This is a genomic window from Amycolatopsis sp. NPDC104819 (assembly GCF_055583145.1).
Genome location: NZ_JBVJON010000005.1, coordinates 557,059 through 578,270, shown reverse-complemented (window position 1 = coordinate 578,270; position 21,212 = coordinate 557,059). Strand labels below are relative to the sequence as shown.

The 21,212-nt window shown below is 72.8% G+C and carries 21 protein-coding genes; 13 read left to right on the top strand and 8 right to left on the bottom strand.

Annotated features, from left to right (window positions below):
- Positions 1 to 4 precede the first annotated feature (4 nt).
- Positions 5 to 1,183 (top strand): acyl-CoA dehydrogenase family protein, encoded by a 1,179-nt coding sequence (locus ACZ63E_RS18850; RefSeq protein WP_465337351.1) that lies wholly within the window; start codon positions 5 to 7, stop codon positions 1,181 to 1,183.
- Complete coding sequence (locus tag ACZ63E_RS18845; protein ID WP_465337349.1) at positions 1,180 to 2,355, top strand: CaiB/BaiF CoA transferase family protein; 1,176 nt, start codon at positions 1,180 to 1,182, stop codon at positions 2,353 to 2,355. Before ACZ63E_RS18850 ends, ACZ63E_RS18845 begins: the two co-directional genes overlap by 4 nt.
- A gap of 39 nt (positions 2,356 to 2,394) precedes the next feature.
- Here the strand turns inward: ACZ63E_RS18845 and ACZ63E_RS18840 are convergent, their stop codons facing one another.
- Complete coding sequence (locus ACZ63E_RS18840) at positions 2,395 to 3,162, bottom strand: S1 family peptidase (protein WP_465337347.1); 768 nt, start codon at positions 3,160 to 3,162, stop codon at positions 2,395 to 2,397.
- A 256-nt stretch (positions 3,163 to 3,418) separates the two neighbouring features.
- Between ACZ63E_RS18840 and ACZ63E_RS18835 the strand changes: the two genes are divergently transcribed.
- The gene (locus ACZ63E_RS18835; protein WP_465337345.1) at positions 3,419 to 4,348 is read left to right on the top strand and encodes a hypothetical protein; all 930 of its coding nucleotides are present in this window, start codon (positions 3,419 to 3,421) and stop codon (positions 4,346 to 4,348) included.
- Here ACZ63E_RS18835 and ACZ63E_RS18830 read toward each other — a convergent pair.
- Positions 4,345 to 5,058 (bottom strand): GntR family transcriptional regulator, encoded by a 714-nt coding sequence (locus ACZ63E_RS18830; RefSeq protein WP_465337343.1) that lies wholly within the window; start codon positions 5,056 to 5,058, stop codon positions 4,345 to 4,347. The two genes, ACZ63E_RS18835 and ACZ63E_RS18830, sit on opposite strands and share 4 nt — an antisense overlap.
- Positions 5,059 to 5,174: 116 nt before the next feature.
- On the opposite strand from ACZ63E_RS18830, the gene ACZ63E_RS18825 reads away from it, so the two are divergent.
- The 9 genes from ACZ63E_RS18825 (at position 5,175) to ACZ63E_RS18785 (ending at position 13,662) form a co-directional block, all read left to right on the top strand.
- Positions 5,175 to 6,446, top strand: coding sequence for an MFS transporter (locus ACZ63E_RS18825; protein WP_465337341.1), 1,272 nt, complete (start codon positions 5,175 to 5,177; stop codon positions 6,444 to 6,446).
- Positions 6,443 to 7,396: a phosphoglycerate dehydrogenase gene (locus ACZ63E_RS18820; RefSeq protein WP_465337340.1), complete on the top strand. Its 954-nt coding sequence runs from the start codon at positions 6,443 to 6,445 to the stop codon at positions 7,394 to 7,396. The genes ACZ63E_RS18825 and ACZ63E_RS18820 overlap by 4 nt, the downstream gene beginning before the upstream one ends.
- Positions 7,393 to 8,766, top strand: a complete 1,374-nt coding sequence (locus ACZ63E_RS18815; RefSeq protein WP_465337339.1) for an acyclic terpene utilization AtuA family protein — start codon at positions 7,393 to 7,395, stop codon at positions 8,764 to 8,766. Before ACZ63E_RS18820 ends, ACZ63E_RS18815 begins: the two co-directional genes overlap by 4 nt.
- Positions 8,759 to 9,070 (top strand): DUF4387 domain-containing protein, encoded by a 312-nt coding sequence (locus tag ACZ63E_RS18810; RefSeq protein ID WP_465337338.1) that lies wholly within the window; start codon positions 8,759 to 8,761, stop codon positions 9,068 to 9,070. The genes ACZ63E_RS18815 and ACZ63E_RS18810 overlap by 8 nt, the downstream gene beginning before the upstream one ends.
- A 61-nt stretch (positions 9,071 to 9,131) precedes the next feature.
- Positions 9,132 to 10,574 carry an NAD(P)/FAD-dependent oxidoreductase gene (locus ACZ63E_RS18805; protein ID WP_465337482.1) on the top strand — a complete coding sequence of 481 codons (1,443 nt, stop codon included), beginning with the start codon at positions 9,132 to 9,134 and terminating at the stop codon, positions 10,572 to 10,574.
- Complete coding sequence (locus ACZ63E_RS18800) at positions 10,571 to 11,659, top strand: hypothetical protein (RefSeq protein WP_465337337.1); 1,089 nt, start codon at positions 10,571 to 10,573, stop codon at positions 11,657 to 11,659. The genes ACZ63E_RS18805 and ACZ63E_RS18800 overlap by 4 nt, the downstream gene beginning before the upstream one ends.
- A 28-nt stretch (positions 11,660 to 11,687) precedes the next feature.
- On the top strand, positions 11,688 to 12,320 hold the full coding sequence (locus ACZ63E_RS18795) for a TetR/AcrR family transcriptional regulator (protein ID WP_465337336.1): 633 nt from the start codon (positions 11,688 to 11,690) through the stop codon (positions 12,318 to 12,320).
- Between the two features lie 51 nt (positions 12,321 to 12,371).
- Entirely contained in the window at positions 12,372 to 12,761 is a 390-nt protein-coding gene (locus tag ACZ63E_RS18790) for an MmpS family transport accessory protein (RefSeq protein ID WP_465337335.1), read from the top strand.
- Between the two features lie 58 nt (positions 12,762 to 12,819).
- Entirely contained in the window at positions 12,820 to 13,662 is an 843-nt protein-coding gene (locus tag ACZ63E_RS18785) for a hypothetical protein (RefSeq protein ID WP_465337334.1), read from the top strand.
- A 46-nt stretch (positions 13,663 to 13,708) separates the two neighbouring features.
- Here the strand turns inward: ACZ63E_RS18785 and ACZ63E_RS18780 are convergent, their stop codons facing one another.
- The 5 genes from ACZ63E_RS18780 to ACZ63E_RS18760 all read right to left on the bottom strand — a co-directional run bounded on the left by ACZ63E_RS18780 (position 13,709) and on the right by ACZ63E_RS18760 (position 17,039).
- Positions 13,709 to 15,034, bottom strand: coding sequence for an alginate lyase family protein (locus tag ACZ63E_RS18780; protein ID WP_465337333.1), 1,326 nt, complete (start codon positions 15,032 to 15,034; stop codon positions 13,709 to 13,711).
- A gap of 97 nt (positions 15,035 to 15,131) precedes the next feature.
- Complete coding sequence (locus ACZ63E_RS18775) at positions 15,132 to 15,320, bottom strand: hypothetical protein (protein WP_465337332.1); 189 nt, start codon at positions 15,318 to 15,320, stop codon at positions 15,132 to 15,134.
- 132 nt (positions 15,321 to 15,452) lie between these two features.
- The gene (locus ACZ63E_RS18770; protein WP_465337331.1) at positions 15,453 to 15,887 is read right to left on the bottom strand and encodes a VOC family protein; all 435 of its coding nucleotides are present in this window, start codon (positions 15,885 to 15,887) and stop codon (positions 15,453 to 15,455) included.
- 10 nt (positions 15,888 to 15,897) lie between these two features.
- The gene (locus ACZ63E_RS18765) at positions 15,898 to 16,551 is read right to left on the bottom strand and encodes a zf-HC2 domain-containing protein (RefSeq protein WP_465337329.1); all 654 of its coding nucleotides are present in this window, start codon (positions 16,549 to 16,551) and stop codon (positions 15,898 to 15,900) included.
- A gap of 5 nt (positions 16,552 to 16,556) precedes the next feature.
- Complete coding sequence (locus ACZ63E_RS18760; protein ID WP_465337327.1) at positions 16,557 to 17,039, bottom strand: sigma factor-like helix-turn-helix DNA-binding protein; 483 nt, start codon at positions 17,037 to 17,039, stop codon at positions 16,557 to 16,559.
- Between the two features lie 153 nt (positions 17,040 to 17,192).
- Between ACZ63E_RS18760 and ACZ63E_RS18755 the strand changes: the two genes are divergently transcribed.
- Positions 17,193 to 20,504 carry a glycosylhydrolase-like jelly roll fold domain-containing protein gene (locus tag ACZ63E_RS18755; RefSeq protein ID WP_465337325.1) on the top strand — a complete coding sequence of 1,104 codons (3,312 nt, stop codon included), beginning with the start codon at positions 17,193 to 17,195 and terminating at the stop codon, positions 20,502 to 20,504.
- A 124-nt stretch (positions 20,505 to 20,628) separates the two neighbouring features.
- Here the strand turns inward: ACZ63E_RS18755 and ACZ63E_RS18750 are convergent, their stop codons facing one another.
- Positions 20,629 to 21,186: a DUF2238 domain-containing protein gene (locus ACZ63E_RS18750; RefSeq protein WP_465337323.1), complete on the bottom strand. Its 558-nt coding sequence runs from the start codon at positions 21,184 to 21,186 to the stop codon at positions 20,629 to 20,631.
- Positions 21,187 to 21,212: the final 26 nt, after the last annotated feature.

The window sequence follows — 21,212 nt, the reverse complement described above, 5'->3', positions numbered from 1 at the left end:
AGTCATGTACACCGGCAACCCCGACGTCCCCGACGACGTCTTCGCGGACGTCCTCGGCCAGATCGACGACTTCGTGCGCACCCGTGTCATGCCCCGCGAGCTGGAGATCATGTCGACGGACGCCATCCCCGCCGACCTGCGCGCGCAGGCGGCCGAAATGGGGCTGTTCGGGTACGCGATCCCGCAGGAGTGGGGCGGGCTGGGCCTCGACCTCGTGCAGGACGTCGAGGTCGCGATGGCGCTGGGGTACACGTCGCTGGCGCTGCGGTCGATGTTCGGCACCAACAACGGCATCGCCGGGCAGGTCCTGGTCGGCTTCGGCACCGACGACCAGAAGGCGCGGTGGCTGGAGAAGATCGCTTCGGGTGACGTCGTCGCGTCGTTCGCGCTCACCGAGCCCGGCGCGGGCTCGAACCCGGCGGGCCTGCGGACCACGGCCGAACCGGACGGTGACGGCTGGGTGATCACCGGCGGCAAGCAGTTCATCACCAACGCCACCGAAGCCGGGCTGTTCGTGGTGTTCGCCCGCACCCGGCCCGCGTCGGAGGCCGGCACCGGCATCGCGGTGTTCCTGGTCCCGGCCGACACGCCCGGCATCACCGTCGGCCCCAAGGACGCCAAGATGGGCCAGGAAGGCTCCCGCACCGCCGACGTCACCTTCTCTGAGGTCCGGGTCGGCCCGGAGGCGCTGGTCGGTGGGGACGGCGAGGTCGGGTACAAGGCCGCGATGACGTCGCTGGCTCGCGGCCGGATCCACATGGCAGGTCTCGCCGTCGGCGCCGCTCAGCGGGCGCTGGACGAGTCGGTCGCCTACGCCGCGACCGCCACCCAGGGCGGCACGCCGATCGGGGACTTCCAGCTGGTGCAGGCGATGCTCGCGGACCAGCAGACCGGAGTGCTCGCCGGGCGCGCGCTGGCCCGTGAGGCGGCGCGGCTGTACGTCACGGGGGAGGACCGGCGGATCGCGCCGTCGGCGGCGAAGCTGTACTGCACGGAGATGGCGGGCAAGGTCGCCGACCTGGCGGTGCAGGTCCATGGCGGATCCGGTTACCTGCGGGAGGTCCCGGTCGAGCGGATCTACCGCGACGTCCGGTTGATGCGGCTTTACGAAGGCACGAGCGAGATCCAGCGGCTGATCATCGGCGGCGGGCTGGTGCGGGCCGAGAAGAAGAAGCAGTCGTGACGCGCCCGCTCGACGGGGTCACCGTCGTCGCGCTCGAGCAGGCCGTCGCCGCGCCGCTGGCGAGCCGCACCCTCGCCGAACTCGGCGCGCGGGTGATCAAGGTCGAGCGGGTCGACGGGGGTGACTTCGCCCGGGCCTACGACCACGTCGTGCACGGCAGCGGCGCACACTTCGTGTGGCTCAACCGCGGCAAGGAGTCGCTCGCCGTCGACCTGAAGACGCCGGAGGGGCGCGACGTCGTGCGGCGGCTCGTCGCGAAGGCGGACGTCTTCCTGCAGAACCTCGCGCCCGGCGCCGCGGACCGGCTGGGCTTCGGCGACCTTCGCGCGCGGCACCCGGAACTGGTCGTGGTGAACCTGTCCGGGTTCGGCACCGGCGGGCCGATGGAGCAGCGCAAGGCCTACGACATGCTGGTGCAGGCCGAAGCCGGGCTGATCGCGATCACCGGCACGCCGGACGCGCCCGCGAAGACCGGGATCCCGACCGCCGACATCGCGTCCGGGATGTACTGCTCGCAGGCGGTGCTGGCGGCGTTGCTGCGGCGCTGGCGGACCGGTGAAGGCGCCACGATCGAGGTCTCGATGCTCGAGGCGACGGTCGAGTGGATGGGATATGCGCTGTACACGCAGATGTACGGCGGGACGCAGCCCGCGCGAATGGGGCTGAGCCACAGCTCGATCGCGCCGTACGACGCGTTCCCGACTCACGACGGCCAGCTGCTGATCGGTGTCCAGAACGACACCGGCTGGCGCACCCTGGTCACCGACGTGCTCGACGCGCCCGAGCTGGCCGACGACCCGCGCTTCGCCACCAACGTTTCCCGGGTGGCCCATCGCGGCGAGTGTGACGCCGCGGTCGCGGCCCGGACGGCGCAGTGGTCCAACGCCGAACTGGACGCCCGCCTCGCCGCGGCGGGCGTGCCGGCCGCCCAGCTGAAGGAGGTCGCCCAGGTCGTCGACCACCCGCAGCTGCGGGCCCGGGACCGCTGGCGGAAGATCGGCACCGAGCACGCCCGGGTCGACGCGCTGCTGCCGCCGGTGACCTTCGCCGACGTCGAAGCCGTGATGGGTGACGTTCCGGCGCTGGGGCAGCACACGCGCGCGCTGCTCGTCGAGTCCGGTGTGGACGCCGACGACCTCATCGGCCGCGGGATCGCCGCCCAGAGCGGGTGAAGCCGCGGGGCCGCCGGTCGGCGGCGGCCCCGCGACCGGTCAGACGCCGCTGGTCTGGCGGATCCAGGAGCGGCCCGCGGCGACACTGCCGTAGGTGGTGGTGCTGGACCGGTCGCTGGTCGAGCACACCCCCACCTGCACACCGCCGTCGAGCATCGGGCCGCCGGAGTCGCCGCCGGCGACCGCGCCGTTCGGGGTGTCGGCCGAGATCGCCGGGCCGCCGAAGTAGTCGGTGTCGCTCGTGTCGGAGATCCGGACCGACGCCTGCTTCAGCACGCTCGACTGGTGGTTGCCCTCGTCGGAGGACTGGGTCGCGCCCCAGCCGTACACGCGGGCGGCGTCACCCTCTTCGGCGTCGGAAGAGCTGCTCGCGAGCTGCGCGAAAGTGCTGCCACCAGTGGTGTTCAGCTTGATCAGGGCGAGGTCGCCGCCCGAGTACAGGTAGGTGGACGCCGCTTTCGCGTGCACCCCACCGGAAGCGCTGTTCGACCCGACGTAGAGGTCGATGTCGGTCAGCCGCTGCCCGTTGTTGTCGTACATGCAGTGCTTGGCGGTCAGCACCCAGCGCGCGCCGATCAGGGTGCTGGTGCAGAAGAACGTGTAGCCGTTGGCGTGCCCGTTGAAGCGGGTGATGTAACCGGGGTTCTGCGCCGTGCTGCCGCCGATGATCGACGGCTGGGCGGCGGGGGAGAGCGGGGTGACCGGGGTGCTCGCCGACGCGGGGGCGGCGGCGAGCGTCGCGAACACGGCGCAGGAACCGGCGAGCACGGCGGCGGCGCGGGTGAGCCGTCCGGGGGTTTCACGCATTTCGGGACTCCTTGGGGGACCGGTGGGGACTCACCGAACGTAAGCGGGCGGTGCGCTCCGGGTAATCCGCTGGAAGGCCCGAGCCGATCAACGGAACAGGACGGTTCCTTCGGCGGGTTGCGCTTTCCCGGGGCGTCCGCTCTCCGGGCACGGCCGACGTTCGTCGGATGACAGCCGCCGTCCACGGCTGTTAGACCGAATGCGGACCGGCGATCCGCCGGGCAGGCCGTTTCCGTCCGGATCACCGAGGACCTGGATGCAGTTGTTCGCGGCCCCCGCCCCGGAGCCCGGGCGGGACCTGGCGCACGCGCTCGCCGCCGGCCCGTTCAGCCGGGCGCTTTCGCTGGCCATCAACCGCAGCGGGCTGGGCCTGGCGCGGCTCAAGGGCCGCTTGGCCGCGGCCGGCGTCCCGGTCAGCACCACGACGCTGAGCTACTGGCGGACCGGCCGGACCCGGCCCGAACGCCCCGAGTCGCTGCGCGCGGTCGAGGTGCTGGAAGGGATCCTCGGCCTGCCCGCGGGTTCGCTGACCGGCCTGCTCGCCCGGCCCGACCACGTGGCGGCGCCGGGAGTCGTGGGCTGGGAACGGCTTTGGGGCCCGCGCAACCGCGTCCTGTCGGTGCTGCATTCGTTCGACGCGGCGGACGAGACGTCCCTGGTGGTGCTCAGCCTCCACGAAACCCTGCACGTCGCCGCGGACGGGGCGCTGACCCGGCTGCGGGTGCGCGAAGTGGTGCGCGCGGTCGACGAACCGGTGCAGGCCAAGCTGGTCGCGCTGCGCGGCTGCACCCCGGGCCGCCCGCCGCGCCTGGTGTCGACGCGCTACTGCGAGCCCGCGCGCACGGAAGTCCTGCCCGAGCCGGGGTTCGTGCTCAGCGAGCTGGTGCCGAGCCGGCCGCTGGCGCTGGGCGAGACGGCGATCCTGGAGTACGAGTTCGAGTACACCGACGACGTCCCCGACACCAGCTACGACCGGCGGTTCCGGCACCCGGTGCCCGAGCACCTGCTGGAAGTCCACTTCGCGCCGGAGGCGCTGCCGTCGAGCTGCCACGCGTACCGGCGGGACTCCCCGGGCGGGCCGGAACGCGACGTCACGGAGGTGCCGCTGTCGGCGGTGTCCCCGGCGCACGTCTTCGGCACCGGGGTGGCGCCCGGGATCCGCGGAATGCGGTGGTGCTGGGGCTAGTTCGCCCCGGCCGCCGGTTTCTTCAGCAGGTCGTCGAGGCCGCCGCGGGCGTCCTTCATGACGATCTCCTCGGCCTTCGCCGCGTCGCCCGCGCGCAAGGCGTGGACGAGTGCCCGGTGGCTCGAATAACGCTCGGCGCCGAAGCGGTCGTCGGCCAGCACGTGGTCGGTCAGGCGGCTGCGGCGCTCGTCGCGGGAGAACACGCGGCTCTGCTCCAGCAGCCGGACCAGGACCGGGTTGCCCGCGCACGCGCTCACCGCGTCGTTGAAGCGCTGGATCGTGTCCAGCAGCGTGCCGACGTACCGGTCGACCGGCTGGCCGCCGGCGTGCCGCTGGCGCATGACGATCACCAGGTCGTCGGCCTCGTCGAGGATCGTGTCGAGCCGGTCGAGCTGGGCCGGCGTCGCGTGGCGGGCGGCGAAGCGCGCGACCAGCCCGCGCAGCGCGACCTCGACCTCGGCCAGGTCCTCGATCGCCGAGTCGCCGATCGCCGCCACGACCACCGTGCGCGGGCCCGCGCGCTCGATGAGGCCGTCCTGCTCCAGCCGCCGGATGGCTTCGCGGACCGGCGTGGGGCTCACCGAGAAGCGCTCGGCCAGGCCGCGCTCGGTCACCTTCTCACCCGGGCTCAGCTCACCCGCCGCGATCGCGGACTGCACCGCGCGGTACGTGCGGTCGGCGAGGGTCTCGGTCGCGACGGGGGTCTCCATGCCCCCATCCTAGCGTCGGCCATGGCAACCGGATATGCCACCGTTGACAATTTTGCTATAGCATCTCTAGGGTGACCGCAGCGGCGACGCGGCCGCGGCGACCCGGAGGACTCCTGATGACCACAGTGGACGCCCCGAGCGGGCGGAAGATCGGCCGGCACATCACGTTCTTCGTCGCCCTCGCCGTCTTCGCCCAGGAGTCGACGTGGAACTTCTACGACGCGCAGGTGCCGCCGCTGCTGCGCGAGCACGTCGGGAGCGCCGCCGTGATCGGGCTGCTGATGGGGATGGACAACATCCTCGGCGTGTTCATCCAGCCGTGGATCGGCAACCGGTCGGACAACACCCGCACCCGCTGGGGCCGCCGGATCCCGTACCTGGCCGCCGGCATGCCGGTCGCCGCCCTGCTGTTCGCCGGCATCCCGCTCGCGTCGTCGCTGCCGGCGCTCATCGCGCTGATGTTCGCCTACGCGCTGGTGGCGAACAGCTTCAAGCCGCTGGGGGAGGCGCTGCTGCCCGACTTCATCCGGCCCGAGCGCCGCAGCCGGGCGAACGCCGCGGTGAAGATCGCGTCCAGCCTGACCATCATCGTCTCGGCGCTGATCAGCACCTTCCTCGTCGACGCGCACCCGGTGCTGGCCTTCTCGGTGCCCGCGGTCCTGATGCTGGTCTCCGCGGCCGTGCTCGTGCTGCGGGTCCGCGACAGCGCGTCGCCCGCCTACCGGGCGGCGGTGGCGGAGGACGAAAAGCCGGAGCAGGAAGACGTCCCGAAACCGCGCATGCGCGACATCCTGCGTGAGCTCGCCGGTGACCCCGACCGCACGCGGCTGCTGGTGCTGTTGGCGATCCTGCTGTTCGGCGCGGCCTGGGCGGCGTCCCGCTCGCTCGTCACCAACTACGGGATCGAAGCCCTCGGGCTGTCCCGCGGCAAGGCCGGCGGGCTCACGCTGCCCAGCGGCGTGGCGTTCCTGCTCGCCGCGTACCCCTTGGCGCTGCTGTCCGAACGGATCGGCCGGCTGCGCGTGATGGCGCTGGGGATGACGGTCTTCGTCCTGGCGCTGACCATCGGCACGCTCCTGCACACCGCCACCGCGACGATCGTCGCGTTGTGCGTGGCCGCGGTCGGCGCCGCCGGGTTCGTCATCAACGCCGCGGTGGTCCTGTGGAACCTCGCGCCGTCCAGCCGGGTGCTCGGGACCTACACCGCGCTCTACACCGTCGGCTGGGCGGGCGGCGGTTTCCTCGGGCCCGCCGTGGTCGGCGGGATGGTCGACGTCAGCGGCTGGGACCTGATGCCGGTCGACGCGGCCTTGCTCACGGTCTTCGCGGTCGCCGCCGTCGTGTGGGTGCTGCGGCGCCGTCCGACCGGGACCGAGGTCGCGCTGTGAGCGTCATCCTGGTCACCACCGACTACGCCCGCCCCGGCGACGAGGCCCACGCGCTGCTCACCGCGGCCGGCCACGACCTCCGTTACGTCGTCCGGCCGCGCGGTGCGGAGCTGGTCGCGGCGCTGGCGGACACGACCGGCGCGATCATCGGCAACGACCCGTTGACCGCCGAAGTCCTCGAACGCGCACCGCTCCTGCGCGCGATCGTGCGGTCGGGCGTCGGGTACGACTCGGTCGACGTCGAGGCCGCCGGCCGGCTGGGCATCCGGGTCAGCAACCTGCCGGGGATCAACAGCAACGCCGTCGCCGAGTACACGATGGGGCTGCTGATCGCCGCGTCCCGGCGGCTCGTCGAATCGGCCGCCGGGGTGCGCGCGGGCGGCTGGCCGCGGCGGGGCGGGCGCGAACTGCGCGGCGCCACCCTCGGGCTCGTCGGGCACGGCCCGGCCGCCCGCGCCGTCGTCCCGCTCGCCCGGGCGTTCGGTATGCGGATCGTCTGCGCCACCGCCCATCCGGACGGCGGCGACCCGGACGTCGAGTTCGTCGAGCTGCCGAAGTTGTTGCGTGAAGCGGACTTCGTGTCCCTGCACACCGCGCTGACCCCGCGGACGCGGAATCTCGTCGACGCGGCCGCGCTCGCCCTGATGAAACCCACGGCGATCCTGGTCAACACCGCGCGGGGCGCGCTCGTCGACGAAGCCGCGCTCGCCGAGGCCGTCGGCTCGGGCCGGCTGGCGGGCGCGGCGCTCGACGTCGTGCGGACCGAGCCGCTGCCGCCGGACAGCCCGCTGCGCGGAGTCGACGGGATCACCGTCTGTTCGCACCTGGGCGGCCAGACCACCGAAGCCCGCCGGGCCGCCGTGGCCGGCGCCGCCCACGAGCTGCTGGCCTCGCTGCGCGGTGCGCCGCGCAGCCCGGTTTTCCCCGTCACACGAAGGAGAAACGAGTGAACGACTCAGTGGGCGTCCTGGTGCCCGCGGGCATGATCGGCGCGGGGTTCGCCGAGGCGACGGTCGAGCGCGGCCTCGCCCTCGGCGCCGACGTCATCGCCGTGGACGGGGGTTCGACCGACTCCGGTCCCCATTACCTCGGTTCCGGCGCCCCGAAGACGTCGACCGCGGCCGTGGCCCGGGACATGCGCGTGCTGCTGCGCGCCGCGGCGAAGGCCCGGATCCCGCTCGTCGTCGGGTCCTGCGGCACGAGCGGGGCCGACAGCGGGGTCGACTGGCTCGCCGGGATCACCGCGGAAATCCTGGCGGCGGAAGGGATCGACCTGACCGTCGCCACCATCTACAGCGAGCAGGACCCCGCCTACCTCCGGCGCCGGCTGGCCGAGGGCGCGATCCACCCGCTGCCGCCGCTCGGCCCGCTCGAGGCCGCGACCCTCGACAGCTGCGTGCGCGTGGTCGGGATGATGGGCCACGAGCCCATCGAGGCGGCCCTGCGCGCGGGCGCCGACGTCGTGCTGGCCGGACGCGCCACCGACACCGCGGTCGCCGCCGCTTTCGCGCTGATGCGGGGGATGCCGCCCGGTCCGGTCTGGCACGCGTCGAAGATCGTCGAATGCGGCGGCCAGTGCACGACCAACCCGCGCTCGGGCGGGGTGTTCGCGCGGATCGACCGCACCGGCTTCACGATCGAACCGCTGGACCCCACGGCGGCCTGCACCCCGACATCGGTGGCCGCGCACATGCTGTACGAGACCGCCGACCCGTTCCGGATGCGCGAGCCCGCCGGGACGCTCGACGTCTCCGCCGCCACCTACCGGGCCGTCGACGACCGGATCGTGCGCGTCGAGGGCTCGGCGTTCGAACCCGCCGCGCAGCACACGATCAAGCTCGAGGGCGCCCGGCTCACCGGCTACGAGACGATGTCGTTCACCGCCATCCGCGACCCGCACATCCTGGCCGGCATCGAGGACTGGGCCGCGCTGCTGCGGAAGGTGCTCGTCGAGCGCGTGCAGCAGACGCTCGCGCTGGGGGAGGACGGCTACGAGCTCGACATCCGGCTCTACGGCCACAACGCGATCCTCGAAGACCTCGACCCCGCGACGACCCCCGCGCGCGAAGTGGGCGTGATGCTGCTGGTGCACGCGGCCGACCAGGCGACCGCCACCGCCGTCGCGAAGATCGCCAACCCGCTGATGCTGCACCTGCCGACCCCGGACATGCCGTACCTGCCGAGCCTCGCCTTCCCGACGTCGCCGGCGGAGACCGAGCGCGGCCCGGCCTACGAGTTCGTCCTCAACCACGTCGTCGACACCGAGACGCCGACCGCCCTGTTCCGCACCGAGCTCCGGAAGGCCCGTGCCGATGCCTGAAACCCTGCAGGACCGCGCCCTCGAGGTCCGGTCGAAGAACGCGGGCCCGTTCTGGGTCACGATGGAGCTGTTCATGCGCGACGAAGCGGGCTACCAAGTCGCGGCGGACAAAACCTTCCTCAACGAGGACGTCGTCGCGCGGCTGTACGGCGTGCCGGCCGGCGGGGTGCGGATCTTCCGGATCTCCGCGTTGAACGTCGTCAAGATCTCCTTCCCCCGGCCGGTTCCGCAGGGCGGCCTGCGGGACCGGGACATCCACGCGGGCCAGCACCACGTGCCGCTGGCGCTGCTGGAGCTGCCTTGACAGTGCCCGCCGTCATTCATACATTTGGTGTCCATTTGTATGAATGACGGAAGGGGTCCGCATGCGGCTCGGGAACACCGCCGTCGTCCTCGGGGGCAGCGCCGCCGGTCTGTGCGCGGCCGGCGCGCTCGCCCCGCACTTCGACCGGGTGCTGGTGCTGGAACGCGACGAGCTGCCGGCCGGGGCGGAGCACCGGCGCGGGGTGCCGCAGAGCAAGCACCCGCACTTCCTGCTGAACTCGGGCCGCCGCGCGATCGGGGCGCTGTTCCCGGGCTTCGAAGCCGCCCTGATCGCCGCGGGCGGGCTGCACCTGATGCCGTCCCTGGACGCCGCCTACCTCGACGGCCCGGGCTGGTCGGCGCGCAAGCGCAGCGCCATGACGATGATCTACAGCTCGCGGATCCTCATCGAGCGCGTGCTGCGCGAGCAGGTGCGGGAGCTGGCCAACGTCGTCATCCGCGAAGGAGCCGCAGTCAGCGGCCTGACCGTGCGAGCCGGGGCGATCACGGGCGTCGACTTCGCGGGCGAGCACGTCGACGCCGACTTCGTCGTGGACGCGATGGGCCGCGGCTCCCCGGCCGGCGGCTGGCTGGCGGCGGCCGGCTGGCCCGAGCCCGAGGTGCGGACCCTCGACGCCAAGGTCACCTACACCTCACGCTGGTACGACCTGCCCGAGCCCGCGGCGCGCCCGGCGTCGTGGTGGTGGCGGCACCTGGTGATCATGCCGACGCCGGACAGGGGCGCGCACCCGGCCGAGCACGAGTTCCTGGTCAACTTCTTCCCGATCGAAGGCAACCGCGTCATCGCGTGCATGGGCTCGTGGGGCCTGGCCATGCCCCGCACGGCGGACGCGTTCGTCGAGACGGCCCGCCGGGTGCGGACGCCGTTGTTCGCCGCCGCGATGGACCGGTGCGCCCCGACGTCCGAGGTGCACCTGACCCGCTCGACCGGCAACAAGTGGCGGCGCTACGACCGGCTGCGCACCCCACCGGCCGGGCTGGTGTTCGTCGGCGACTCGATCTGCGCGTTCAACCCGTTCTACGCGCAGGGCATCAGCTCCGCGGCCGGGTCGGCGCTGCTGCTGCGGGAGCACCTGGCCCGCGCCGGGCGGCTCGACGCGGCGTTCGTCCCGCGGTTCCTGCGCGCGCAACGCAAGCTGCTCGGGGTGCCGTGGCGCCTGGCGATGGCGCGGGACCAGGGTTACGCCTGCGCCGAGGGCACCGAAAAAGCGCCCGAATGGAAGCGCCGTGTCCTCGACGCGGTGTCCGGGCCGGCGTTCAGTCTCATCGTCGGCGCCGCGCGGGAGTACGAAGTGGTCGACGAGCACTTCGCCAAGGTGTTCAACATGGACGAGTCGCTGGGGGAGATGCTGCGGAACCCGCGGGTGCTCGCCGCGCTCGTGCGCTACCGCGTCCGCGCGGTGCTCGGCCGGCACCGGGTGCCCTTCGGGTTCGACCCCCAGGCCGAGCCGCCGGCGACGGACTACTCACCGGCCGCGGCGTGAGCACCGCGTGCGGACCCGAGGCCGAAGCCGTCACGCGCGGTCTCGGTTTCGACTGCCACGCCGTCGCTCCGGTGGTCTCGGTCCGTCCACCGTGGACACTCGCGCACTGGACGATGCCGCTGCTCGAGGTGCTGGTCGTCGGCGGCGCGGTCTTCGCGCTGGTGCACGCGCTCCGCCGGTACCGCGCGGGTGACCCGGTGAACCTGGCGCTGTGGTGGGCTTCGCTGGTCTACCTCTTCGTCACCGAACCGCCGCTGTACTTCCCGGAGTGGTTCGGACTCGACCGGCAGTACGGGTTCGTCTTCGCCCACAACGAGTTCACCGTGCAGTTCATGGCGGACCGGCTGCCGCTCTACATCGTCGCGTTCTACCCGGTGATCAGCCAGCTCGCCTACGAGCTCGTGCGGTCGCTCGGGCTCTTCCGGAGCCGGGGCCCGCTGGCCGGTTCGGTGGCCGTCGCCTTCACCTGCCAGGTGTTCTACGAGATCTTCGACCAGCTCGGCCCGCAGCTGAGGTGGTGGGCGTGGAACCCGGGCAACCGCATCGTGAACCACCCGGCGCTGGCCGCGGTGCCGATGACCAGCATGCTGCTGTTCGCCTCCGTCTCGATGGGCGGCCTGACCTACCTCGTCGTGCGCCTGGCCGGCGGCCCGCGACGCGGGTGGCCGCTGGTCTGGCGCACGCTCGTAGCCGGGGCCCTGACCCCGTTGACGATGGCGGTCGGCGGGCTGCCGTCGAGCCTCTTCGCCGGGAACACACCCGCGCAAGCGTGGGTGCTCGGTGTCGAACTGGCCCTGCTCTGGGTCGTCGGCGCCGGGATCGTCGTCGCGCACCTGCGGTCGCCGGACCGCGGGCCGGACGTGCCGCTGACCGCGTTCGCCCGGATCTACCCCGCGGTCTACCTGGGCGGGCTGGCGGTGTGCTGGCTCGCCGCGCTGCCCGCGTACCTCGGCGCGCACAACGGCGTCACCGACGACGGCACCCCGGTCGGAAGCGGCCCGTACGCGCTCGCCTGCTTCCTCGGGGCGGGTCTGCTGCTGGCCGCGCTGTACGGCGCGCGGCGGACGGCCCCTGCCGCCGTCTGAGCCGCCCGGCTCGGGGAAGATGGGGCGCATGGGGTTCCACGGCTGGCAGGGCAACCCGCCCGGCACCGAAGACGAGGCGCGCCGCCGGATCGTCGAGGCGGCGACGGCGTGCCTCGATCGCGCCGGGCTCGCCAAGACCAGCCTCTCCGACGTCGCCGCCGAGGCCGGGGTGACCCGCCAGACCGTCTACCGCTACTTCCCGGGCTTGAAGGACATCCTGCGCGCGGTCGCGCTCGCCGGGGTCGAGGAGTTCGCCGGGCGGATGGAGCGGCACCTGGCCTCGTTCGGCAGTCCCGCCGAAGCCGCGGTCGAGTCGGTGGTGTTCGCCCTCCGGACCGTCCCCGACGAGCCCCACCTCGGCCTGCTGCTGAAGGCGGGCGAAGCCGACTTCTTCACGGTCGGGGTGCTCGCCCCGGAGGCGTTCACGTTCGGCGCGCGGATCCTCCGCACCGTGCCGGTCGACTGGGCGGCCGCGGGCGTCGAGACCGACGACGACCTGCGCGGCCTGGCCGAGATCCTGATGCGGCTGTTCATCTCGTTCCTGCAGTTCCCGGCCACCCCGGAGCTCACCGACGACGAGCTGCGCGCGCTCGTCCGCCGCTGGGTCGGCCCGGCGCTGCGCGTGCGGGACCAGGACCAGGACCATCGCACTATCGGATGATCGGTCTTCGGTCCGATGCCGTCGCGGTCCGGGGGCCCTACGGTTTTGACCATGATGATCAAGGCAGTGCTCGCGACGGTGGTCCTCGGCGGCGCGCTGGCGGGTGTCACGGCGTGTGCCAACCCCACCGGCAAGTCCTGGGCGATCACCTACGAGGTGACCGGCCCCAGTGGCGGGACGCTGGCGAAGGTCGGTTACGCGAACTCCCCGAACCGCTACAACGACGAGGTCAAGCAGCACACGGTCGCCGGCCCGGTCGGCGTGCCGTGGAAGCAGGAGGTCATCGTGACCGCGGGTCAACAGGCGGAGCTCACGGCCACCCCGACGGGCGATCTCACGCTGAGCTGCCGCATTCTGCTGGACGGCGAGCAGGAACTGGCCAGGGCGACGGCCCCCGGCCCCGGCCGGCCGGTGTCCTGCGCCAAGACGACCGACTCCTGAAAGCCGTGCTCGGCGGTCCGAGGTGAGAGCGTCCGGAGCCGGCTGAGAGACTCAGGCCGTGATCCTCGGATACGTCCTCGCCGTGCTGGCCGCCGTCGCCTCGGGCAGTGGCTCCATCCTGGAGTCCGCCGGGGTCCGGAAGGCCGGCGCCTACGGTGGCTCGCCGCAGGACCTCGTCGGGCTGCGGCGGCAGCCGCTGTACTTCCTCGGGGTCGGGGTGGACCTGCTCGGGTTCGTCTTCGCCGCCGCCGCGCTGCACCGGCTGCCGTTGTTCCTGGTCCAGTCGGTGCTCGCCTTCAGCGTCGGCGTCACCGCGACGATCTCCGCGATCCTCGGGGTCCGGCTGGCGAGCGCCGGCTGGGCCGCGCTGGGCGTCGGCGCGACCGGCCTGGTCCTGCTCGGGCTGTCCGCGGACCCCGGGCCGGCCGAGCCGCTGTCGACCGGCTGGAAGCTCGCGCTGGTGGGGGTGGCGGTCCTGATCGCGGCGACCGCGTTCACCGCCCAGCGTGTCGAGGGGCGCTGGACGCCGATCGTGCTGGGGTTCTGCGCCGGGCTGGGGTTCAGCGCCGTCGGGATCTCGGCGCGGACGCTGGACGCGTCGGGCCCGGTCTGGCGCCTCGCGCTGGAGCCGGCGATCTGGGCGATGATCACCAACGGGCTCGCCGCGGCGATCGCGTTCGCGCTGGCCCTGCAACGCGGCCGCGCGACCGCGGTCACCGCGATCATGTTCACCACCAACACGGCGGTGTCGTCGCTGATCGGGGTGGTGGTGCTGGACGACCGCGTCCGCGCGGGCTTCACCGCCGCGGCGGTCGCGGGGTTCGTCCTCGCCGTGGCGGGCGCGATCGGGACCGCGCACTACGCGGCCGCCCACCGGGCGCCCGCGCCGGAAGCGGTGTGAGTCCCGTGGTGCCGGCCGCGGGGGAGACCGGCACCACGGGAACGCCTCAGCCGGTCGTGGAGATGTCGTCCAGCTGCTCGGCGGCCGGGCGGACGGGGTAGAGGTCGCCGCCCGGCGGGGCCGGGACCTTCGGCAGCGCCGCCCGCGCGTCACGGTCACCGGCATCCGCCGCTGCGTGGACGCTGTCCAGGGCCGCGTACTGGAGGAAGTTCAGATCCGGGTAGTGCCATTGCGACGCGCCGCCGGTGGCCGCCGGGAGCAGGAAGTCGACGGCCTTGAAGATGCTGCCGCCCTGCGGGTTGCGGTAACCCCACAGGTCGACGCCGGCGTGCCGGCCGATCTGCGCGAGCCGGGTCAGCGCGACCAGGTTGAACGTCGAGTAGTGGTAGGTGCGGGTCCGCGCCACCTCCTCGGGCTGGCTGCCGTCGGCGGCGATCTGGTGGTCGATCCGGCCCGCCTTGGCCTTCTCGAGGATGTCCTTCGTGACGCCGGACTGTCCCGTGTAGAGCGCGATGCCGGCGGTCAGCATGTCCATGAAGGTGCCGTGGTTGTTCTGGGCCGCGGCTTCGTCCTTGCCGTACTGGCTGGTGCGCAGCCAGGTCAGGAAGTCACCCGACCAGCTCTTGAACGCGCTTTCGTCCCCCTTCGACCAGCCGGGCGCGCCGGTGCTCAGGATCGCGGCGGCGTCGAGCACCTGGGTGAAGGTGTAGGAGAACTCGATGATGCCGATCCCGCGGCCGTCGTTCTTGCAGGGGATGCCCTGGGCGAAGTTCAGGTTCGGGTTCATCTTCGTGGCCGCGTCGAGGAACCAGGTGCGCAGGTCGAGCGCCGCGCGCTTCGCGTAGTCGGCCTTGCCGGTGTAGTACCAGGCGAGGGAGAGCTGGTAGATCGAGCTGAACGCCTTGAGCCGCTCGGCCTTGTCCGGGACGGCCGTGGTTTCGGGGTTCAGGACGCCGTCGCGCTGCACGTACGGGCAGCCGAGCGGGTTCTGCGGGGTCTTCGGCTGGCTGGGCCACCAGTAGGGGGCGAGGCTGAGGTAGTCGTGCTTGTCCCCGCTGGGCGGCACCCGCTCCTTGTCGGCAACGGTCCACGGCCCGGCCGTGACGGCGACGTCGGCCTGCTTGAGCAGGTTCCCGAGCGCGGTCTTGGTGGTCCGGTCACCGACGAGCAGCGCGAGCTTGTTCAGCAGCAACCGGTTCCCGTCGAGCACGACGGTCTTCGGCGGGCAGAGCCGGGAGAGCACGGGCAGGGAGCACGGCCCGGCAGAGGTGGTGTCGGTGTCGGCTGAGGCGAGTCCGGTCAGCGGGAGGCTGAGCACGGCCGTCGCCGTCGCCAGGACGCCGAAACGCCGGAGAGTTCTGAGCGGCAACACTGCTACTCCGTTCATATACATGAACTGTTGGCATATATGTGACAACGAAGTAGATACCTGAACGTGGGCAGCGTCAAGCCTCTTGAGGTGGAGTTGCTCAGGGTGCTTTCTTCGCGCGTATTCGCCACTGCGCGGCCAGCCGGTAGTACTGGGTCGACTCGGGCAGGCAAGCCAGCACGGCACCCGCCGCGAAGAGGGCTGTGCCGATCAGGGCGTAGGACACCGCGATGTCACCCCGGGCCCAGTTGAAGCGAACCGCCAGCAGCGGCTCAGCTGTCTCGGTCATCCCGAACAGGAAGGCTGCCAGTGGCAGCACAACCAGGGCGGCGACCAGAGCCGGAGGGCGTCGCGGAACCGGTTCCGTCATGTACCCAGCGTGGTGGGCCCGGCCCGGGACCGGTCCCTGGTGACCCGGAGCTCAGTCCAGGCAGAACTCGTTGCCCTCGACGTCCTGCATCACGATGCACGACTCTTCGACACCGTCGGCGTACAGCGTCCGCTCGTGGACCGCGCCCAGCGCGACCAGGCGGGCGCACTCGGCCTCGAGCGTCGCGAGGCGCTCGTCGCCGACGAGGCCGGTTCCGGCTCGCACGTCGAGGTGGACCCGGTTCTTGGCGACCTTGCCTTCGGGGACCCGCTGGAAGAACAGCCGCGGGCCCGCGCCCGACGGGTCGACACAGGCGAACGCCGCGCCCTGACGGTCGGCCGGCAGTGAGCGGTCGAACTCCGCCCAGGACTCGAAACCCTTCGGGGGCGGCGGAACGACGTATCCCAGCACCTCGCACCAGAACCGGGCGACCCGCTCGGGTTCCGCGCAGTCGAAGGTGATTTGGACCTGCCTGATCGTCCCCATGGGGCCCACCCTAGCGGTGCTTCGGCGACCGCCGCAGCTGCCAGTGCAGGACGAACAGCAGTGCAACCCCGGCGAGCACGAGCACGTGCGCCGACAACCGTCCGGCCGCGACCAGGCCGCCGGAGCCGTCGACCGCCGACACGATCCCGAGCACCAGGACGAACCCGGCGAACACCGGCAGCAGCCCGCCCGCGACCCGCGGCCGCAGCGCCGCCCACAGCAGGCCGGCGCCGAGGGCGAGGTTCCACGCCGCGCTCTCGTTGCTCAGGTGCGCCACCGTGGTCATGCCGTCCATTCCCGCCATCCCCGGCATCGACATCCCGGCCATGTCCGCCATTCCGGCGTGACCGGCGTTCTGGACACTGTGGATGAGCAGGCCGCCGAAACCGAGTCCACATTGGACGAGCGCGACGAGGGCGAGGGCGACGCGGACTCCCCACTGCTCGGCACGCGGCGCCGGGACGTTCGCGAGTAGCCGGCCGGTCAGGTCCGGCACCGGGGGCGCCTCGCGCAGCAGCATCGTCCGCCGCAGCGCGACGGCCCGCTCCTCCCAGGACCGGCAGCCGGCGCAGGACGCGACGTGGCCGTCGAGGAAGCCGTCGTCCGAAGTGGACTCGCCGTCCATGCGGGCCGACAGTGATTCACGCAGTTCCGTGCAGCTCACGGGGATCAGCCGGCCGCGGGGCGTCGGACGGAGACCTCGGCCGCGAGGAGGTCTTCACGCGCTTCGGCCACCCGGGTCCGGATGGCCTCGACCGGGCACCCGCACACCTCGGCGGCGTCCGCATAGGACAGTCCGAGGGTCTGGGTGAGCACGAACGCGTCCCGGCGATCCGGTTCGAGGGTGCGGATCGCCTCGCCGCGCGCGGGAGCGCTTTCCCGGTCGCCGTCGGCCACCACCTGCCGGGCGATCGACAGCAGCCACGTCCCGGCCGGCCGTTCGCCGCGGAAGCGGCGCAGCTCGGCGAGCGCGCGTGAGTAGGTCTCCTCGGTGAGGTCGTCGGCGAGCCGCGGGCCGCTCGTCCCGGCGGCGAACCGCCAGACCCGGGGCTGGGTCGCGCGCAGGAAACGCTCCAGTGCCACCTGGTCACCGCGCCCGGCGAGCCGGGCCCACTGCGTGGTTTCGCCGTCGTCGGCGGTTCGAGGCCTCACACCGGCTACTACGTGTCCCGGGCCCCACCGGTTGAAAATGATCTTGGGGAGAAAACCACCGGACAGCTTACCGGCCAAATCCTTGACGGCTATGACCTGGGTCACGTAGCTTTCCGCCTGCCTTGAATCGTTTCAACTCCACGGGGGGTCACGATGACCGAGCACGATCCGGCAACCGACGGCGGCTTCCGGCTGTCCCGGCGGCGCGTGCTCGCGCTCGTGTCGGCCGCGGCCGTCGCCGGGACGGCGGGCGGCTTCCCGATCGCCTACGCCGCGCCGGACGGCGGGGGTGACGCGGCCAAGCGGTTCGCTGACCCGCGGCCCGACTCGCGGCCCACCGTGCTCTGGTTCTGGAACGGCGCCGTCACCCCGGCCCTTGTCGCCGACGGGCTGGCGGACCTGCGGAGCCGAGGTGTCCACGAGGTGCTGGTGTTCCCGTTCGACACGGCGGCGCTGCGGCCCGCGTTCTTCACCGAAGACTGGTTCACGCTCATCGAGTTCACCCTGCGCGAGGCCCAGCGCCACGACATGCACCTCTGGCTGTTCAACGACGACTACTTCCCGAGCGGCCGCGCCGGCGGGCTCGTCGTCGACGGCGGCCGGGTCGGCACCCGGGTCTACCAGCCGCGGCCGGATCTCCGGCTCAAGGGCGTCGGGCACCAGACGCTGACCGTCGCCGGCGGCGAGCCGGTGCCGCTGGTGAGCCGCGGGCTCTCGGTGTCGGGCGGCCGGCTGCTGGTCGACGCGGGCGCGCGCGACGGCGTGACGCTGCTGCGCGAGGGCACCCAGTGGCAGGACTACGACGTCGTCGCAGTGGTCCGGATCGAGCGCGCCACGGCCGGGCTCATGGTCCGCAGCGCCGGCGAGGCCGACGGGGTCCTCGCCGACCTGCGCGCCGACGGCGCCGTGGACGTCTGGCAGCAGACCGGCGGCGCGTTCACGCTGGTCCGGAGCGGTTCACCGGTCGCGGGGTTCGACCCCGCCGCGGACCACGAGCTGCTCGTGCGGGTCCGCGGGACGACGCTGACGGTGACGCTGGACGGCGTCGCGCAGGCACCGGCCGAGATCACGCACACGACCGGCCGGGTCGGCGTGCGCGCGGTCGCGAGCCAGCGGTCGTCGTGGGCCGGCCTCACCGTGCGGGACCCGGCCGGCGGTGTGCTGTACGCGGAGACGTTCGACAGCTCGGCCGCGCTCGACGCCTTCGCCCTGCCCGCCACCGGGGTGCCGCTGGTCGCCGCGGCCGCGCGGCCGGACTCCTCTTCCGACCCCGGCTCGCTCGTCGACCTGACCGAGCAGGCGCGGGCGGGCGGCACGTGGACCCCGCCCGCCGGGAGCTGGCGGCTGGACCTGTTCACCCTCCGCCCGCTGAGCACCCCCACCGGCACCGGCCGCGCCTACCTGGACCTGCTCGACGACGAAGCGGTGCGGCTGTTCGTCGACGCCGTGCCGGGGGAGTACCTGCGGCGGTTCCCGTGGGCGGTGGGCTCGGTCCTGCGCGGCTTCGCCGACGACGAGCCGTACCTCGCCTCGGCCGACGGCCCGTTCGACACCGTGCCCTGGTCGTCCACTTTGGACGCGGAGCTGAAGCGGCTCGGGGTGACGCCGGGGATCGCGCTGACCGCCGTGCACACCGACCTCGGTCCGGACGGCCTGCGGCTGCGCGGGGTCTTCTGGCGCGCGGTCAGCAACCGGTTCGCGGCCGCGTACTACCGGACGCAGGGGCAGTGGATGGCCGCGCACGGCCTGCGGCTGATCTCGAACCCGCTGTGGGACGAATACGGGCCGGGGGAGCAGCTGCGCAGCTCCGGCAACCTGAACACGACCAACCAGTGGGCGCAGGTGCCGGGCACCGACCTGATCTTCGACCACTACCAGCGCGGGTACCACCGCACGCTGTCCCGGTGGCCGGCCAGCACCGCCCACCAGCTCGGGCTGGAGCGGGTCTACCTCGAGGCGATGGGCGGCACCGGCTGGGCGGTCACCCCGGCGCTGGTCCGCGAAGTCGTCGGGGCGTTCGCCGTGCGCGGGGTGAACCACACGCTGCTGCACGCCCGGTTCAGCGACGAGAGCCAGATCGTCTACCCGCCGCCGTTCCAGCCGGCCAACCCGTGGTGGGCGGTGTCCGCGCCGCTCAACGACTGGATCGGGCGGCTGATGGAAGCGTGCCGGCTGCCGGCCAGGGCCCGCACCGCGCTCCTGCAGCCGCAACGCGCCGCCGAGTCCACTCAGGACACTCCGGAGATGTCCACTCTGGACACCGAGTTCCTGGGCGCCGCGCACGCGCTGGAAGACGTCCAGGTCGACTTCGACTTCCTCGACGAAGGCGCGCTCGACGCCGACCCCGCCTTGATGACCCACGCCCGGCCGAACGGGTCGAGGCTCGTCGTGGGGCAGCAGGCCTACCTGACCGTGGTGGTGCCGCGGACGCCGATCCTCGCGCTCGGCACGCTGCGGACGTTGCTCCGGTTCGCCCGCGGCGGCGGCCAGGTGATCGTTGTGGGCGAGCCGGCGCGCGAGGCGGGCGGTGACCACGCGGGCCTGCGGGCCGCACTGGCCGAGTTGTTCGCCGTCCGCTCGGTGGTCCGCGCGGCCGACTCCGCCGCGGCGGCGACGGCCGCGTCGGGGAGGGCGGCCGCGGTGCTGGACCCGCCGCACGCCGACGTCCGGGTCCTGCGGCTCGAAGGGGACGGCCGCGCGACCTTCGTGGTGCTCAACGAGCGCGCGGAAGCCGTCGATGTGACCGCGACGTTCCCGGCGACCGGCGTGCCCGAGGTGTGGGACCCCGACACGGGAACCGTGACACCGGCCGGAGTCTGGCGGCGTTCGCCCGCCGGCACAGCGACCGTCCTGCGGCTCGAACCGAAGGCGACCCTGCTGGTGGTGTTCCGGGCCGGACCGGAGCCCGCCCACGCGGTGGCCGCGTCGGCGCCGGTGGAACGCGTCCGTGCCGACGGCCGGGCCGCGACTCTGCGGGTGACGGCGCCGGGCGAGGTCACGGTCACCACGACCGACGGCCGCCGCTCGTTCACCGGGCGCGCCCGGGTGACCGACCCGCTGACGGCGCTCCCGCTCGACGGCGACTGGGCGTTCAACTTCGAGGGTTCCCCGGTGCGCACCCGGCCGCTGGGTTCCTGGACCGACCTGAACCCGGCGTACTCCGGTTCTGCTTGGTACACCAAGGAGTTCACCGCACCGGCGTCACCCGGCCGGCGGTGGAGCCTCGACCTCGGCGAGGTCCACGAGGTGGCCGAGGTCGAGCTCAACGGCGTCGTCGTCGGCTCGCGGCTGTGGCCGCCGTACCGCCTGGACGTGACCGCGGCGCTGCGCCCGGGCGTGAACCGCCTGCGGGTCCGGGTCACCAACACCGGCGCGAACACCCGCGGGCAGGTGCTGGCGTCCGGGTTGCTGGGGCCGGTGGCCCTGCGGCCGTACCGGCTGGTCGAGGTCACCCCGGACCGGTGATCAGCTCACGGCTGGAAGGTGCACAGGGCGGCGACCGCGTTGGGAGTTCTCCGAGACGACCTTGCCGTCGACGGTGATCTTGCACGTGTCCGGCACGGGCGGCCCCGCCGGGTTCATAACAGCGTCACCCGCTCGGCGCAGCGTCGTGATCAAGTTGTAGCTGCCGGTCGTGCAGCCGCCGCCACACGAGGAGGGAGACCACGGCGCCGCAGAGGCAGAGGAACATGTCCCACTGCGTGTCCCAGACATCCCCTTGGGTGGCCAGGAAGTCGTCCGCGCCCGAGCCGGCCGCGAGGGCGCTGAACCACTCCACGAACTCGAAACACGCGCTGATCGCCAGGCACACGCTCACCGTCAGGAACGCCACCCATCGGCCGGCCCGCAGCGGTGTGCGGCGCAGCAGCACCTCACGCACCGCGATCGCGGGCACGAACCCCTGGACGAAGTGCCCGAGCCGGTCGTAGTCGTTGCGCGGTGTGTGCAGCACCAGCAGCCAGCACAGCAGCCGCGTCAACGGGAACCGCTTGCGCAGCAGCAGAACCAGCGGCAGGCCGATCAGCACCCAGACGACCTCGAGGAACCACGTGCCGAGCGCGCGGGCCTGGACTCCCGTCACCACCAGCGCGACAAGCACCACGCCGGTCAGCAGGATCCCCTCGGCCCGGTCGGCTCCGCGCACCATCGGGCCAACCTACCGCCGGCGGCGCC

Bases quoted from the DNA above. Each gene is read 5' to 3' on its own strand.
- ACZ63E_RS18850 (WP_465337351.1), top strand. From the start codon at position 5: ATGTACACCGGCAACCCCGACGTCCCCGACGACGTCTTCGCGGACGTC.
- ACZ63E_RS18840 (WP_465337347.1), bottom strand. From the start codon at position 3,162: ATGCGTGAAACCCCCGGACGGCTCACCCGCGCCGCCGCCGTGCTCGCC.
- ACZ63E_RS18835 (WP_465337345.1), top strand. From the start codon at position 3,419: ATGCAGTTGTTCGCGGCCCCCGCCCCGGAGCCCGGGCGGGACCTGGCG.
- ACZ63E_RS18830 (WP_465337343.1), bottom strand. From the start codon at position 5,058: ATGGAGACCCCCGTCGCGACCGAGACCCTCGCCGACCGCACGTACCGC.
- ACZ63E_RS18825 (WP_465337341.1), top strand. From the start codon at position 5,175: ATGACCACAGTGGACGCCCCGAGCGGGCGGAAGATCGGCCGGCACATC.
- ACZ63E_RS18810 (WP_465337338.1), top strand. From the start codon at position 8,759: ATGCCTGAAACCCTGCAGGACCGCGCCCTCGAGGTCCGGTCGAAGAAC.
- ACZ63E_RS18805 (WP_465337482.1), top strand. From the start codon at position 9,132: ATGCGGCTCGGGAACACCGCCGTCGTCCTCGGGGGCAGCGCCGCCGGT.
- ACZ63E_RS18795 (WP_465337336.1), top strand. From the start codon at position 11,688: ATGGGGTTCCACGGCTGGCAGGGCAACCCGCCCGGCACCGAAGACGAG.
- ACZ63E_RS18790 (WP_465337335.1), top strand. From the start codon at position 12,372: ATGATGATCAAGGCAGTGCTCGCGACGGTGGTCCTCGGCGGCGCGCTG.
- ACZ63E_RS18775 (WP_465337332.1), bottom strand. From the start codon at position 15,320: ATGACCGAGACAGCTGAGCCGCTGCTGGCGGTTCGCTTCAACTGGGCC.
- ACZ63E_RS18770 (WP_465337331.1), bottom strand. From the start codon at position 15,887: ATGGGGACGATCAGGCAGGTCCAAATCACCTTCGACTGCGCGGAACCC.
- ACZ63E_RS18755 (WP_465337325.1), top strand. From the start codon at position 17,193: ATGACCGAGCACGATCCGGCAACCGACGGCGGCTTCCGGCTGTCCCGG.
- ACZ63E_RS18750 (WP_465337323.1), bottom strand. From the start codon at position 21,186: ATGGTGCGCGGAGCCGACCGGGCCGAGGGGATCCTGCTGACCGGCGTG.